The following is a 14,572-nucleotide window of genomic DNA, read 5'->3' as shown; positions in this document are numbered from 1 at the left end:
AAGCTATACGGTTTCAAACGGTTGGACATCTCGCGGGGCGATTGCGCAACACGGAGAGTCAAGCGGTAACTGTCACGCGTTCATCTGTTTTGACGAAGGTCCAAACAGGCAATTTTTGACTCATTTTCCATTTTGATTATCAGGTGCGAGCTGCACTTTACTGTCCCCCGAGATTGACGGCCTGCTCTTGTTTGAAACGGGGTACCCTCTGTCCCCCAGATGTTTTGGCTGCCTTCGGCTGAGCGTGCGCACATGAAAGTCTGTTGGAGCGATATTCGCGCAACTCGCAACACCATAAAATTTTAGGGAAATGGGGGCCGGTGGAAGGAGAGGATGAGCTTTTTTCAAAAATGTTCCCCCTCTCCTTCCCCCGGCCGCCGGAGGCGGTTTTCTTATACGAACCGGCGGCGCAGGATGCCGCAGAAGTAGTCGATGACGGTCACGGAGACGATGACCATGATCATCATGGTGCAGACTTCGCGGTAGAGGTAGCCGTTGATCTTGTCGAACATGAGGAAGCCGATGCCGCCCGCGCCCACGAAGCCGAGAATGGTGGCCGAGCGGACGTTGGATTCGAAGCGCAGCAGGGTGTAGCTGACCACCAGCGGCATGACCTGCGGGATGACCGAGAAGGCCATGATCTGGGCCGGGCCCGCGCCGGAGGCGGTGACGGCCTCCACCTGGCCCGGTTCGATTTGTTCGATGGCCTCGGAAAAGACCTTGCCCAGGATGCCGAAGGTGTGGATGGCCAGGGCCAGGACGCCCGCGTAGGGCCCCAGGCCGATGACGGCCACGAAGATGAGCGCCATGACGAATTCGTTGAAACCGCGGCAGAAGTCGAGCACGCGCCGGGCCGCGAACTGGCCGAACCAGCGGATGATGCGCTGGTGCAGACCGTCGCCTTGGACCATCAGCTCCAGCGTGTTGCTGGCCGCGAACATGGCCATGGGGATGGCCGCGATAAAGGCGATGAGCGTGCCCCAGATGGCGATGGCCACGGTCTCGATGAGCGCCTTTGAGTACTCCAGGAGGTGCGGCCAGGCCGTTTCGGGCGGGAAGTAGCCGCCGGATTTCTCGTCGGCGATGCGGTCGAATTCGCTGTGCACGATCCGGTCGCGTTCGGCCGGGGTCATGGCCTTCATGCGGGCGTCGGCGCGCTTGCGGGCCTCGCGCTGCATGGCCACCGGGTCCAGTGTCTTGCCGGTGGCGGCGTATTCCGCCTTGACGGCCTGGTAGGACTCCTCGAAGGCGATGATGGCGGGCAGCCGTTTCGCCTGTTCCATGGCCGCCTGGTTGTCCGCTTCGGAGAGCTGCCTGCCGAAGAGGTATTCAAAGGCGTTCTGCCGTTTGCTGTAGAGCTTGAACGGGTCGATGTCCGTGGAGATGTAGGAGGCCACGAGCACGGCCAGGATGATGGCCGCCAAGCCCCCCAGGGCGAGCTTCCGCATGAAGCTCTTCCTGGGGGTGACCTGATCAAGTGTCAGTTCATGATACATCGTTACTTCTTTTTGGCCAGTTCGGCTTTGAGACGCTTGAGGTAGCGGACCATGTCGTAGTCCTTGTCCGAGGTGTGGCGGTAGCCGCCGTTCTGGAGGATTTGCAGGGCCTCTGGATCATCGTTGATCTTGAGCAGGGAGCCGGCGATGGCGCACTTGAGGCTCTCGGGCAGGTCCTTGCGCACGGCGATGGGCGCGCCGGGGATCATGTCGGAGCGCTTGATGATGTTGAAGTCGGTCAGGGAGGCGGCGCCCTTTTCGATCATGCGGTCCAGGTCGATGTTGTTGGTGGCGGCCACTTCGATGGAGCCGTTCTTGACGGCCAGGATGGACGCGCCGTGGGAGCCGGAGAAGCGCACTTCCTTGAAGTACTTCTCGGGGTTGATCTTCATGTCGCGGGCGAAGATGACGTTGGGCACCAGGTAGCCGGAGGTGGAGTTGGGATCGGTGAAGGCGAAGGTCTTGCCCTTGGCCTTGTCCATGTCGGTGATGCCGGAGCCCTTCTTGGTGATGATGATGCCGGTGTAGCCGGGCTGGCCGTCCTTGTTCAGCTCCATGAGGATGGCTTCGGCGTTGGCCTTCTCGGCGGCTTCAACGTAGCTCTTGGGGCCGTAGTAGGCTAGGTCGATGTGCTTGTTGGCCATGGCGGTGAGGATGCCGTTGTAGTCGGAGGCGGTGAAGATCTCGATCTTGACGCCGAGGTCTTTTTCCAGCTCGGCCGCGATGGGCTTGGCGCGCTTGGCGGAGTCGGCCGCGCCTTCGGTGGGGATGAAGCCGAGCTTCAGGGTGGAGGGCCAGTTTGCGGGGCCGGCGTTGGCCAGGCCGGGCAGGGCCACGGTCAGCACTAGGGCCGCCATCATGAGCACTTTGGACAGTTTCGAGAACATGGGGAATCTCCTGTGTTTGTTGGGGTTGACGCAGTTCTTGCCGATCGGCGGCCGGGTTGCGGCCGTATGGTCAGGCGGCGGAAAGCTCTTCCAGGGCCTCCTCCGCCTTGTCGCCGTAGATGCGGGACACGGTCTCGGCGTCCAGGTCGCGGGCCGTGCCGTCGAAGATCAGTTCGCCCTTGGACATGCCCAGGATGCGCTTGCCGTAACGCTGGGCGAAGTCGATGTGGTGCAGGTTCACGAGCACCGGGATGCCTTTGTCCTCGTGGATTTTGGCCAGGATCTGCATGACCGTCTCGGAGCTGCGGGGATCGAGGGAGGCGATGGGTTCGTCGGCCAGGAAGACCTCGGGCTCCTGGGCCAGGGCGCGGGCGATGGCCACGCGCTGCTGCTGGCCGCCGGACAGGGCGTCGGCCCGGCGGAAGGCCAGGTCCCCGATGCCCACCTGTTGCAGGCAGTCAAAGGCGAATTCGCGCTCGGCCCTGGAAAACTTGCGGAACATGGACAGGCAGCGCTTCACCGGGTGGGCGTTGAAACGCAGACGGCCGACCAGGACGTTGTCGAGCACTGTCAGCCGCCGGACCAGGTTGAACTGCTGGAAGATCATGCCCACGCGGCGGCGCACCTGCCGGAGTTGCCCGCCGTTGACCCGGGTGACGTCCTCGCCGAACAGGGCGATGGTCCCTTGGGTCGGCCGGATGAGCCGGTTCATGCAGCGCAGCAGAGTGGATTTGCCCGCACCGGACAGGCCGATAATGACGCAGAAGTCATTCGCGTTGACGGTCACGGATACGTCCTTCAGGGCCTCGGTGCCGTTGGGATAGACCTTGCTCAGCCCTTTGGCCTGGATGGCCTCGCGCTGTTGCCGGTTGCGGATGCTGATGGATTTCATGGAAGCCTCCCGACTCGTTCTTTGGGGTGTTTTCGGGGGAGGCGCGGTCTGGAGACGGCGGCTTCCCTCACCTTGAAGGGTCTACGCACCCCCTGCAACAGGGGTATGGTGACCGGGTGACGTTTTGACGGAATCGTCGCTTGGGGGCGTAACAATCAGGCCGCGTTTTTCGCAGTGATTTCAAGGCTCCCGGAACATCCGACCGACCACGTCCGTAACACGGCGGGCACGCCCTCGATTTCGCGCACCCGGACCAGGTCCGCGCGCAGGCCGCAGGCGATGCGCCCCCGGTCGGCCAGCCCCACGGCGTCGGCCGGATTGGCGCTGATGCGGGCCACGGCGTCGGGCAGGGAAAACCCGAGGTCGCGGTGCAGGGCGAAGGCCCCGCCCGCCAGGCTGCCCGGCACGTAGTCCGAGGAGATGATGTCCAGCAGGCCCTCCCCGGCCAGCTCGCGGGCCGAGACATTGCCCGAGTGGGACGCGCCCCGGACCAGGTTGGGGCCGCCCATGACGATTTGGATGCCCGCCTCGCGGGCTAGGCGGGCCGCTTCGGCGGTGGTCGGGAATTCCGAGATGGCCATGCCTTCGGCCACGGCCTGGGCCACATGGGCGGGCAAGGTGTCGTCGTGGCTGGCCATGGGAATGCCCCGCTCCCGGCACAGGGCCACGATGCCCTGCCGGTTGTCCTCGGCGCACGCCTGCTGGGTGGCCCGGAGCCGTTGGGAGAGCTCGGCGAATTCCGCGTCGCTCCACCCCTTCTTGTAATAGGCCCGGTACGTGTCCGTGTCCGTGAACTGGCGCTGGCCCGGGGTGTGGTCCATGAGCGAGACGAGCATGAGCTTCGGGTCGTCGATGTGCGGCAAAAGCATGTCCAGGACGTTGGGGTCGGAAAACTCGCAGCGCAGGTGCAGCCGGTGGTCCGCCCGGAGGATGCCGGTGGCCCGCGCCCGGCGAAGGGCCTTGAGGGACAGGTCCATCATCCTGGAGCGCTTGGGGCCGTCGTGGTATTCGCCAAGCGACACCGCGTCCAGCACCGTGGTGATGCCCGCGCCCGCCATGGTGTTGTCGTGGGCCAGGACCGAGGCGAGGGGATCGGGCCAGAACACGCCCGGCCGGGGCTCCAGTTCCTGTTCCAGGTTGTCGGTGTGCAGTTCCACGAAGCCGGGCAAGAGATAGTCGTTGCCCAGGTCCTCGGCGTCGGTCACGTTGCACGGGCCCGGGGCGATGGACTGGATGACCCCGTCCGCTATCTTGACCGCGCCGGTGAAAACTTCGTCGCGCAGGACGATGCGCGCGTTTTTGAAGATGTGTTCCCTGGTCATGCGGCCTCCTTGAAGCTGCGCATTGCGAACAGTCTGTCGGCCACCATGTCGCGCACTTCCTCGTCGTGGAAGATGCCGACCACGGCCGCGCCCCGCGTTTTGGCCTCGTTGATCAGCCCGACCACCACCCGCCGGTTCTCGGCGTCCAGGGAGGCTGTGGGTTCGTCCAGGAGCAGGACCGGGTATTCCACGCTGAAGCCGCGCGCGATGTTGACCCGCTGCTGCTCGCCGCCCGAGAACGTGGCCGGGGGGAGGGACCACAGGGCGGCGGGGATGTTCAGTCTCTTCAACAGGAAGGCGGCCCGATCGCGGGCGGCCGCCACGTCCCCGGTCAGACCGACCAGGGGCTCGGCCACCACGTCCAGGGCCGGAACCCGGGGGACCACGCGCAGGAACTGGCTGACGTAGCCCATGGTCTTTTTACGGATGTCCAGGATCTGCCGGGGGGTGGCGGTGACTATGTCCACCGGCCTGCCCTCGTGGCAGATCGTCACGGACCCCCGTTGCGGCCGGTAGTTGCCGTACAGCGAGCAGATGAGCGAGGATTTGCCCGTGCCCGAGGGACCGGCCAGGGCCACGCATTCGCCCGCCCCCACGTCCAGGTCGAGCCGGGAGAAGACCGGGATGACCGTGCCGCCCTGGGTGTACAGGGTGAAGGTCTTGTCCAGGTCGCGAACCGAAATCATGGTTGTCATGAAAACTCCTAGGCCTGCAGTATCGAGGAGACCAGCAGTTGGGTGTAGGGGTGTTGGGGATCGTCCAGGACCTGGTCTGTCAGCCCGGTTTCGACCACTTCGCCGCGCTGCATGACCATCAGCCGGTGGGCCAGCAGGCGGGCCACGGCCAGGTCGTGGGTGACGATGATGACCGACAGCCCGAGCCGGGAAACCAGGTTGCGCAACAGGTCGAGCAGCCGCGCCTGCACGGATACGTCCAGGCCGCCGGTCGGTTCGTCCATGAACACGATTCGGGGCCGGGTGATCAGGTTGCAGGCGATCTGCAACCGTTGCTGCATGCCGCCGGAAAAGGTCTTGGGGAAGTGGTCTATGCGCCCGGCTTCGATCTCCACCTCGGCCAGCCACTGGAGGGCCTCGGCCCGGATGTTTCCGTAATGGCGCGCACCCACGGACATGAGCCGCTCGCCCAGGTTGGCTCCGGCGGTGACGCCCAGGCGCAGGCCGTCGCGCGGGTTCTGGTGGACCACGCCCAGCTCGGTGCGCAGCAGCTTGCGCCGGACCGGCTCGGGGCAGCCGTGCACGTCGATGTCGCCGAATTCGCGGGACACGTAGCGGACCGATCCGGCCGTGGGGGCGAGCCTGCCGGACAGGCAGCCGAGCAAGGTGGACTTGCCCGAGCCGGACTCGCCCACGATGCCCATGACCTCGCCGGGCCAGAGGTCGAAGGATATCTCCCGGCAGCCGATCATCCCGCCGTATTTCTTGGTGATGCCGCGGGCGCGGATCATGGGTTGCGGCGCAGTGGTCATGCCTTGTTTCCTTTTTTGCCGGGCGTCTTGCCCGTGAGTTCCGCCAGGTCCTCGCGGTCGGCCATGGGGCCGGTGTGGCCCCGGGCGCGGCGGGTGGCGCAGTAGTCGGTATCCGAGCAGACGAACATGCGCTCGCCCGCGTCGTTCAGGATGACCTCGTCCAGGTAGCTGTCCGTCGCCCCGCACAGGGCGCAGCATCCGTCCCAGGTCTCCACCTCGAACGGGAAATCCTCGAAATCCAGGCTCTTGACCTCGGTGTACGGGGGGATGGCGTAGATCCGTTTTTCGCGGCCCGCGCCGAACACGTGCAGGGCCGGAGACCGGTCCAGCTTGGGGTTGTCGAATTTGGGGATGGGCGAGGGGCTCATGATGTACCGCCCGTTGACCTTGACCGGGTACATGAAGTTGGTGGCGATGCGGCCGTGCCGGGCGATGTCTTCGTAGAGCTGGACGTGCATGACCCCGTATTCTTCCAGGGCGTGCATGGTCCGCGTCTCGGTCTCGCGCGGCTCCACCCAGCGCAGGGGCTCGGGGATGGGCACCTGGTAGACCATGATCTGGCCCTCGCTGAGCGGGGTCTCGGGGATGCGGTGACGGGTCTGGATGACCGTGGCCTCGACGGTCCGCTCGGTGGTTTCCACCCCGGTCACCTTGGCGAAGAACTTGCGGATGGAGACCGCGTTGGTGGTGTCGTCCGCGCCTTGGTCGATGACCTTGAAGACGTCGTCCGGCCCGAGGATGGAGGCGGACAGCTGGATGCCGCCCGTGCCCCAGCCGTAGGGCATGGGCATCTCGCGCCCGGCAAAGGGCACCTGGTAGCCGGGAATGGCCACGGCCTTGAGTACGGCCCGGCGGATCATCCGTTTGGTCTGTTCGTTGAGATAGCCGTAGTTGTAGCCCGCCTCCACGGCGGGAGGCATCTGTGCGGCGGCGGTCATGCGGCCTCCTCGGCTTCGGCCTTGGCCTCGGCGCGTTTGAGAATTTCGGCCCGCATGGCCCGGACCATGACCAGGTCGGCCTGGAAGTCCACGTAATGCGGCAGCTTGAGGTGTTGGACGAACCCCTGGGCCTCCACGTTGTCGCTATGGGAGAGAACGAATTCCTCGTCCTGGGACGGGGCGGTGACGTCCTCTCCCAGCTCCCGGGCCTGGAGGGACCGGTCCACCAGGGCCATGGCCATGACCTTGCGCTCGTTGTAGCCGAAGGACAGGCCATAGCCGCGCGTGAACCGGGGCAGTTCGTCCTTGGACCCCTTGAAGCTGGTGACCATCTCGCATTCGGACACGGTGACGTCGCCGATCTCCACCTCGAAGCCCAGTTCGTCCGGGCGGATGGATACGGCCGTCTCGCCCATGCGGATTTCACCCGCAAAGGGATGGTTGTCGCCGAACCCGCGCTGGCTGGAATAGCCCAGCGCCAGCAGGAAGCCTTCGTCCCCGCGCGCCAGGTTCTGCAGACGCGCGTCGCGGGCGGCCGGATAGGCCGGCGGGTCTTTGGTGATGTCGCCCACGGGCGCGCTTTCATCGTCCTTCGGGCGCTCCACCAATCCTTCGGTGGCCAGCAGGTCCATGACCCGGGACAGGGGCCGTTCGCCGTCCGCTTCGCCCGTTGGGGCCGAGGGCGCGGGCTCGGGGGGTTGCCCGGCGGCCAGGCCGAAATCGAGGAGCCGGTGGGTGTAGTCGAATGTCGGTCCCAGGAGCTGGCCTCCGGGAATGTCCTTGAAGGTGGCCGAGACGCGGCGGCGGACTTCCATGGCCGTGGTGTCCACGGGCAGGGATTCGTACAGCCTCGGCAGGGTCGTGCGGTAGGCCCGCAGGAGGAAGACGGCCTCCACCAGGTCGCCGCGCGCCTGCTTTACGGCCAGGGCCGCCAGCCACGGGTCGTACAGGGCCCCCTCGCTCATGACCCGGTCCACGGCCAGGCGCATCTGTTCCATGATCTGTTCCACGGTCAGTTCCGGGACGGAGGTGTCCCCCCGGCGCTCTTCGGCCATGAGCCGATGGGCGTTGTCGATGGCCTGTTCGCCACCCTTGACGGCTACGTACACGTTAAATCCCCACCTGGATCGTTCTCGGCAGCGAGACGATCTCCGTTTGCGTTGCCAGGATCACGTCGAAGCCCAGCGGGAAGCGTCGGGCGTTGCGTTGCAGCATCCGCCAGAATTCCGGGTTGAGCCCGTCCACGTGCAGCCGGTTCTCGTCCCGGATGCCGGGTCCGGACAGGGGGATGCCCCGGCCCACGTTCATGGACCGGACCTGGATGATCAATGTGGCCGAGCGGTCCGGGTATTCCAGGTCGCCCGGATGGAACCGGTCGAGGTCCGGCAGTTCCTGGCCGTCCAGGATGAGCCCGAAGGCCGCGCTTCCGGGGTTGCGGGAGACGGTGCAGCCGCAGTGGAACCGCAGGTAGGTCTGGATATCCAGCGGCGCGGCCGGGCCGATCCACAGGGGCGTATCCATGTCCACAAGGGCCAGGCAGACCGCGGCCGCGGCCGGATGCAGCCCCTTGGGCGGCTTGGGCCAGTTGCCGAGCACGGTGACCGTGCCCGGATGGGACATGGTCAGCAGTATGGCCCGGAAAATACGCTGGTTTTCAAGGGCCGGATCGCGCGGATCGCGGTCCGCGTTCATGGCGTGTCCTTGCATGGGGTTCCCCCTAGTCTTCGCCGCGAACCATGGTGAAGAAGTTCACCCTGGTGGCTGCTGTTTTGGCGTTTCGCGCCCTACGGTCCCGGTCCAGCGAGGCGGCGAGCGGCTCGATGAGGGTCCGGCGCAGGACGGGGCCCGATTCCGGGTCCTGGAGCAAGGCGTCGAACAGGGCCGCCAGTTCGGCGTGCCGTTTGTCGCGTCCGGCCACGAAGCCGTGGCCCACGCTGCCGTCCGCGAGGCGGATCGAGCAGCGGCACATGGTCATCTCGCCGAGATTGAAGCGCTCGCCTCGGGCTTCGGCCCGGGCGCGGACCAGGGCCATGCCCACTTCGGGCGGGCGCAGGTGTTCGAATCGGGGTTCCGGGTCGAGCCGGGCGAAGGCCGTTTCAAGTCTGTCCGTCCCGGTTCGGGCCAGGACCCCCATCCATTCCTTTCTGGCTTGGGAGGAGCGGTCCATGGGGGCCTTTCTGTCACTATCGGGTTTCATTTCTGTGAAATCCTTACGGGTTGTCTAGACAGGCGGCGGCGCCTGTGTTGTTCCGGTCGAAAAGGAATCGAGGTGCGCTCATGCTTACACGCGGAACCGGCGTCGCCCTGTGGCGGCAGATTCACGCCAGTCTGGAGGCGGCCATCGCGTCCGGCCGCTTCGGGCCGGGCGACAGGCTGCCGTCCGAGAACGACCTGTCCCGGGAGTTCGGGGTCAACCGCCACACCATCCGGCGCGCCCTGTCCGTGCTGGAGGAGGACGGGCGCATTCGCGTGGAGCAGGGGCGCGGTTCCTTTGTGCGCGAGCCGGTCATCCACTATCCGGTCAGCCGCCGCACACGGTTCAGCGAGAACCTGTCCCGCCAGCGGCGCACGCCGGGCAACATTCTGCTCGCGGCCGTGGATGCCGAGGCGGACCCGCAAGTGGCCGAGGCCCTGCGCATCGAGTCGGGCGAAGTGGTCACGCGGATCACCAGCGCGGGCGAGGCGGACGGTCGGCGTATCAGCTATTCCACGGCCTTTTTCCCTAAAACCTTGTTTCCGGGCATGGTCCGCGTGTACCGCGAGCTCAAGTCCGTGACCCGGACCATGGAGCACTTCGGCGTGGCCGACTACGCACGCAGACATACCCGGATCATTGCCCGCATGCCCACGGCCGGGGAGGCCCGCGAGTTGCGTCAGCCCCGGAGCCGTCCGGTGCTGGTCACCGAAAGCGTCAACGAGGACCCCTCGGGCGTGCCCGTGGAGTTTGGCGTCTGCCTGTTCGCCAGTGACTGGGTGCAGATCCTGGTGGAGTCGTGATAGGGTCATGGACACGTTCCGGGTTTGCCCGGCCCGGGGATCGGGCCGCGTTAGGCAACGTGATAGGGCAAGGGTGGCCTGGGCACACTAGACAAGTCCGGCACTTGTCCGCTTTGGCCCGTAATTTCAACTTGTTGTAACCGGATCGTCAATTTCGTTGCGGAAATGATGCGTACCCGTGCTTTTCCAAACGGGCCGCATTTGTCAGTCAGGAGTCATGAATATGCATCCGCATCCCCAAGAGGATATCCGGCTCGGCCCGGCCCCGGCGGTCCACCCCTCGGCGGACGTCCGCGACAGTCGGCTCGGTCCCTATACCGAGGTCCTGGAAAACTGTTTGGTGCTTGAGTCCGTCCTGGGTGACTACGCCTATCTGAGCCCTCATTGCGACGTGGCCTACGCCGATATCGGCAAGTTTGCGTCCATCGCCTCGAACGTGCGCATCGGGCCCACCAACCACCCCATGTGGCGGGCCTCCCAGCACCATTTCACCTACCGGAGTGCGCGCTATGATTTCGGCCTGGACGACGAGACGGTCTTCGAGTGGCGGCGCACCCAGCGCACGCGCATCGGCTGCGACGTCTGGATCGGCCATGGGGCGGTTATTCTGCCCGGCGTAACCGTCGGCCATGGCGCCGTGGTCGGAGCTGGGGCCGTGGTTTCCAAGGACGTGCCCCCCTATGCCGTGGTGGGCGGCGTCCCGGCCAGGTTGATTCGCGAGCGGTTTCCGGCCGAGGTGCGGGCGCGGCTTCTGCGTCTGGCCTGGTGGGATTGGTCCCACGACCGTCTGAAAGAGGGGCTGGCCGACTTCCGCGCTTTGGACGTGGAAGCGTTTCTGGACAAGTACGAAGGGAGCGTGAACCCGTGAGCGAACGGTACGGCGTATACTACGCCCCGGAACGGGGCGGCGATCTGGACCGGTTCGGCTCGGCCTGGCTCGGCCGGGACAACGAGACCGGCCTGGAGGTGCCCGTGCTCCCGCTCCACGGCCTTTCCCCGGACATCTGGCGCACGGCCACCGCGTCGCCGCGTCATTACGGCTTTCACGCCACGCTCATGCCCCCCTTCCCTCCCCTGCCCGGGGTGGACGGAGCGGCCATCGTCCGGCGGCTGGAATCCCTGGCTCGCACCCTGCTCCCGTTTTTTCTGGCCCCGCTGTCCGTGCGCGAGATAGGCTCGTTCCTGGCCCTGGTCCCGGCGGAGCAGTCCCGCTCGGCCGAGGCCGCCGAAGCCTGCCTGCGGGGCATGACCCCCCTGCGCAGGCCGCCCTCTCCTCCGGAGAACGAGGCCCGCCGCGCCCAGGGGTTGACCCCGGCTCAGGACCGCTTGCTCGAAACATGGGGCTACCCCTACGTGCTCGGGGAATTCCGTTTTCACATCAGCCTGACCGGCCGGGTGGAAGACCCGGACCAACGCGGACGGCTCAAGGACCTCCTGTGCGAACTGGCCGCGCCCGTCATCAATCGTTCCCACCCGGTCAACGAACTCTGTCTTTTCCACCAGCCGGACCGGTCCGCTCCGTTTCGGCTGATCCACCGGGCCCGGCTCGGCAATCCCAAGGAGAACTCATGAACCGAGGCAAACTGGTCTACGTCGTCGGTCCTTCCGGCTGCGGCAAGGACTCCATCATGCTCTACGCCCGCAAGCACTGCCCCGGCGACGAGGCGGCCTTCGCCCATCGCTACATCACCCGGCCGGCCGACGCCGGGGGCGAGAACCATGTGGCCCTGCTGCCCGACGAATACCGGGCCCGCCTGGACCGGGGGCTGTTCGCCCTGGCCTGGGACAGCCACGGCAACCGCTACGGCGTGGGCGTGGAGATCGACGCCTGGATGGAGGCGGGCCTGAACGTGGTGGTCAACGGCTCCCGGGCCTACCTGCCCGAGGCCGCCCGCCGCTATCCGGATCTGATCCCGGTGTTGGTGGCCGTGGACACGGACATCCTGCGCCAGCGTCTGATCCTGCGCGGCCGGGAGTCCGCCGGGGAGGTCGAGCGCAGACTCGCGCGCGCCGGGGACTACGCCGTCGATCACCCGGCCCTGCGGACCATCGACAACAGCGGAGAATTGGCCGAGGCAGGCCGCGCCTTGCTCGAATTGGCCCGCAACCGGCCGCCCCGCATGTGCCGGGCGGTCTGATCCTCTCCGGAAAAAGAAGCACCCCTCTTGACTGTCTCCGGACAGGACTTATTGAAGGGATGTCGAAAGGTAACCTTCAACTGCTTCCAAGGAGGACGCTATGGCTAGCACCAAGCTGAACCCCTGGAATTGGTTCAAGAGGGAACACGAGCAGACCCTCCCGGTCCGTCGCAACGACGCGGGAGAAGGCGTACCCGCCACACCGCTGGACCAGTTCCACGCCGAATTCGACCGTATGGTCGAGTCCATGTTTTCCGGTTTCGGATTGTCGAACCCCGTTTTTCGCCCCGGCGCGATGGAGTCCCGTTTGCGGGATATGGCCATCCGTCCCAATGTGGACGTCTACGGCACGGACAAGGAATATGTTGTCCAGGCCGATCTCCCCGGTATCGAGGAGAAGGACCTGTCCGTGGAGGTCGAGGGCGATGTCCTGATCCTGTCCGCTGAAAAGCACAGCGAGGAAAAGACCGAGGACAAGGGCTACTATAGGGTGGAGCGCTCTTCGGGCGCTTTTCGCCGGGTCCTCGATCTGCCGGACGATGTGGACCGCGACAAGATCAAGGCCAAGCTCGACAAGGGCGTCCTGTGCGTGACCATGCCCAGGACCGGCAAGTCCGAGAGCGGGTCGCGCAAGATCGCCATCGACGGCTCGGCCAAGGCCTGATCCCGCCATCACTCACCATTCGAACCCCGGTCGCCGACCGGGGTCTCGCATTTACTTGGAGGAGACATGCACTATCAATGCGACAACTGTCAGTGGAGCGGCACCTGGGACGCCCTCGTCCTCGAAACCCTCTGTCCCCTTTGCCGGTCGGGCGTCAGCCCCCGGCGGGAAGAGGATGATTCGACGTCCCGGTCCGTAGCCGACGCCCGATCGGGCATCGCGTCCGGTCCGCCGCCCCGCTGCTGATGCGTCCGGCCCCTCCCGGCCGGACATGTCCCCTAGGATAAGGCCCCCGTACTCCCGAACGGGGGCCTGTCTTTTTTCACCTCGCAAAATACTCCTTTACTTTGTCCCGCCATTAGCCGATAAGGAGAGCGCTCAGCGTGACTGGACGCACGATTACTTCTTAGCCCCATCGGGCACCCAACGTTCCACACCCCGTCGAACCAAGATTTACTCCCGTACCAGAGCACTTCCGATACACCGGGCAACCGGACCCCGACCGCTGTCGCGCGCCGTCGAAGATATAGTTTTTTTACCAAAGGCAATTATGAATTTTTCCATTTTCTCCCTGGACCGGCGCATCCTGGCCGGGATCAAGGATTGCGGCTATGAGACTCCCACTCCCATTCAGGAGCAGGCCATCCCCCTCGTGCTCAAAGGGCACGACGTCATGGGCTTGGCCCAGACCGGCACCGGCAAGACGGCCGCCTTCGCCCTGCCCATCCTTCAGCGGCTGCTCACCGCGAACAAGGCCGACCGGGCCATTCCCCGCGTTCTGGTCCTGGCTCCCACCCGCGAGCTCGCCCTGCAGATCGACGAGAACTTCAATCAACTGGGCAAGCACACCGGCTTCCGTTGCGGCGCGGTCATCGGCGGCGTGGGCATGAATCCCCAGATTCACGCCTTCTCCCACTGCCGCATCATCGTGGCTTGCCCCGGACGGCTGGTCCGGCTGTTGAGCAAGGGGTCCGTGTCCCTGAACCACATCGACACCCTGGTCCTGGACGAGGCTGACCGCATGCTCGATATGGGCTTCATGCCCGACATCAAGCGCATCCTGGCCAAGCTGCCCGCCAAGCGTCAGAATTTGCTCTTCTCGGCCACCATGCCCCAGGACATCCGCAAGCTCGCGGACAAGATCCTGGTCAACCCGAAGACCGTCCAGGTAGCCAACACCAAGCCCGTGGAGTCCGTGGAACATAGCTTCTACGCCACGGAAGGCCGCCTCAAGGGCGAACTCCTGACCCGGCTGCTGGATCGCGGCGAGCACCAGAGCGTGCTCATCTTCACCAAGACCAAGCACAAGGCCAAGAACCTGGCCCGCAAGCTGTCGGGCTCGGGTTACAACGCCACCTTCCTTCAGGGAAACATGAGCCAGAATCAGCGCCAGCGCGCCCTGGACGGTTTCCGCGACGGCCGCTTCGAAATCATGGTCGCCACGGACATCGCGGCGCGCGGCATCGACTGCGAACGCATTTCCCACGTCATCAACTTCGATATGCCCGACACCGTGGAGACCTACACCCACCGCATCGGCCGCACCGGCCGCGCGGGTCGCTCCGGCCATGCCGTCAGCCTGGTCACCGGCGAGGACAAAACCCAGGTCCGGGACATCGAGCGCGTCATGCGCGTCAAGCTGACGCGGCAGAGCCTGTAGGCCGCGCCTTACCGTGAACGACAGCCCGTCCGGCAAAAGCCGGACGGGCTTTTTTTCTTATGCGGCCCCATGTCAAGGACTCCCGTATTTCT

General features: G+C 65.5%; 17 protein-coding genes. 7 read left to right on the top strand and 10 right to left on the bottom strand.

Annotation, left to right across the window (positions count from 1 at the left end):
* Positions 1-392 precede the first annotated feature (392 nt).
* The 10 genes from phnE to phnG form a co-directional block, all read right to left on the bottom strand.
* The gene (gene phnE, locus J0909_RS13605; protein WP_286182025.1) at positions 393-1,448 is read right to left on the bottom strand and encodes a phosphonate ABC transporter, permease protein PhnE; all 1,056 of its coding nucleotides are present in this window, start codon (positions 1,446-1,448) and stop codon (positions 393-395) included.
* Positions 1,449-1,498: 50 nt separating this feature from the next.
* The gene (gene phnD / locus J0909_RS13600) at positions 1,499-2,383 is read right to left on the bottom strand and encodes a phosphonate ABC transporter substrate-binding protein (RefSeq protein ID WP_207263658.1); all 885 of its coding nucleotides are present in this window, start codon (positions 2,381-2,383) and stop codon (positions 1,499-1,501) included.
* Positions 2,384-2,453: 70 nt separating this feature from the next.
* Positions 2,454-3,275 carry a phosphonate ABC transporter ATP-binding protein gene (phnC, locus tag J0909_RS13595; protein WP_207263657.1) on the bottom strand — a complete coding sequence of 274 codons (822 nt, stop codon included), beginning with the start codon at positions 3,273-3,275 and terminating at the stop codon, positions 2,454-2,456.
* Positions 3,276-3,430: 155 nt separating this feature from the next.
* Complete coding sequence (locus tag J0909_RS13590) at positions 3,431-4,597, bottom strand: alpha-D-ribose 1-methylphosphonate 5-triphosphate diphosphatase (protein ID WP_207263655.1); 1,167 nt, start codon at positions 4,595-4,597, stop codon at positions 3,431-3,433.
* The gene (phnL, locus tag J0909_RS13585; RefSeq protein WP_207263652.1) at positions 4,594-5,292 is read right to left on the bottom strand and encodes a phosphonate C-P lyase system protein PhnL; all 699 of its coding nucleotides are present in this window, start codon (positions 5,290-5,292) and stop codon (positions 4,594-4,596) included. Before phnL ends, J0909_RS13590 begins: the two co-directional genes overlap by 4 nt.
* 8 nt (positions 5,293-5,300) lie before the next feature.
* A complete protein-coding gene (gene phnK / locus J0909_RS13580) occupies positions 5,301-6,083 on the bottom strand; it encodes a phosphonate C-P lyase system protein PhnK (RefSeq protein WP_207263650.1) in 783 nt (260 codons plus the stop codon).
* The gene (locus J0909_RS13575; RefSeq protein ID WP_286182023.1) at positions 6,080-7,021 is read right to left on the bottom strand and encodes an alpha-D-ribose 1-methylphosphonate 5-phosphate C-P-lyase PhnJ; all 942 of its coding nucleotides are present in this window, start codon (positions 7,019-7,021) and stop codon (positions 6,080-6,082) included. The genes phnK and J0909_RS13575 overlap by 4 nt, the downstream gene beginning before the upstream one ends.
* Entirely contained in the window at positions 7,018-8,130 is a 1,113-nt protein-coding gene (locus J0909_RS13570) for a carbon-phosphorus lyase complex subunit (RefSeq protein ID WP_207263648.1), read from the bottom strand. Before J0909_RS13570 ends, J0909_RS13575 begins: the two co-directional genes overlap by 4 nt.
* Position 8,131: 1 nt before the next feature.
* Complete coding sequence (gene phnH, locus J0909_RS13565) at positions 8,132-8,728, bottom strand: phosphonate C-P lyase system protein PhnH (RefSeq protein WP_286182022.1); 597 nt, start codon at positions 8,726-8,728, stop codon at positions 8,132-8,134.
* 10 nt (positions 8,729-8,738) lie between these two features.
* The gene (phnG, locus tag J0909_RS13560) at positions 8,739-9,218 is read right to left on the bottom strand and encodes a phosphonate C-P lyase system protein PhnG (protein ID WP_207263646.1); all 480 of its coding nucleotides are present in this window, start codon (positions 9,216-9,218) and stop codon (positions 8,739-8,741) included.
* 80 nt (positions 9,219-9,298) lie between these two features.
* Here phnG and phnF point away from each other — a divergent pair, with 80 nt between their 5' ends.
* The 7 genes from phnF (at position 9,299) to J0909_RS13525 (ending at position 14,480) form a co-directional block, all read left to right on the top strand.
* On the top strand, positions 9,299-10,018 hold the full coding sequence (gene phnF, locus J0909_RS13555) for a phosphonate metabolism transcriptional regulator PhnF (RefSeq protein WP_207263644.1): 720 nt from the start codon (positions 9,299-9,301) through the stop codon (positions 10,016-10,018).
* 223 nt (positions 10,019-10,241) lie between these two features.
* On the top strand, positions 10,242-10,886 hold the full coding sequence (locus J0909_RS13550; protein ID WP_207263642.1) for a DapH/DapD/GlmU-related protein: 645 nt from the start codon (positions 10,242-10,244) through the stop codon (positions 10,884-10,886).
* Positions 10,883-11,590, top strand: coding sequence for a DUF1045 domain-containing protein (locus J0909_RS13545; RefSeq protein WP_207263640.1), 708 nt, complete (start codon positions 10,883-10,885; stop codon positions 11,588-11,590). The genes J0909_RS13550 and J0909_RS13545 overlap by 4 nt, the downstream gene beginning before the upstream one ends.
* Positions 11,587-12,156: a phosphonate metabolism protein/1,5-bisphosphokinase (PRPP-forming) PhnN gene (gene phnN / locus J0909_RS13540; protein WP_207263638.1), complete on the top strand. Its 570-nt coding sequence runs from the start codon at positions 11,587-11,589 to the stop codon at positions 12,154-12,156. The genes J0909_RS13545 and phnN overlap by 4 nt, the downstream gene beginning before the upstream one ends.
* 100 nt (positions 12,157-12,256) lie before the next feature.
* Complete coding sequence (locus J0909_RS13535; RefSeq protein WP_207263636.1) at positions 12,257-12,820, top strand: Hsp20/alpha crystallin family protein; 564 nt, start codon at positions 12,257-12,259, stop codon at positions 12,818-12,820.
* 66 nt (positions 12,821-12,886) lie between these two features.
* Positions 12,887-13,066: a hypothetical protein gene (locus J0909_RS13530; RefSeq protein ID WP_207263634.1), complete on the top strand. Its 180-nt coding sequence runs from the start codon at positions 12,887-12,889 to the stop codon at positions 13,064-13,066.
* A gap of 304 nt (positions 13,067-13,370) precedes the next feature.
* A complete protein-coding gene (locus tag J0909_RS13525) occupies positions 13,371-14,480 on the top strand; it encodes a DEAD/DEAH box helicase (RefSeq protein ID WP_207263632.1) in 1,110 nt (369 codons plus the stop codon).
* The last annotated feature ends 92 nt before the right edge of the window (positions 14,481-14,572 follow it).

The organism is Desulfovibrio sp. Huiquan2017 (genome assembly GCF_017351175.1).
GTDB lineage: Bacteria > Desulfobacterota > Desulfovibrionia > Desulfovibrionales > Desulfovibrionaceae > Pseudodesulfovibrio.
This window is presented reverse-complemented; position numbering and strand designations above follow the sequence as displayed.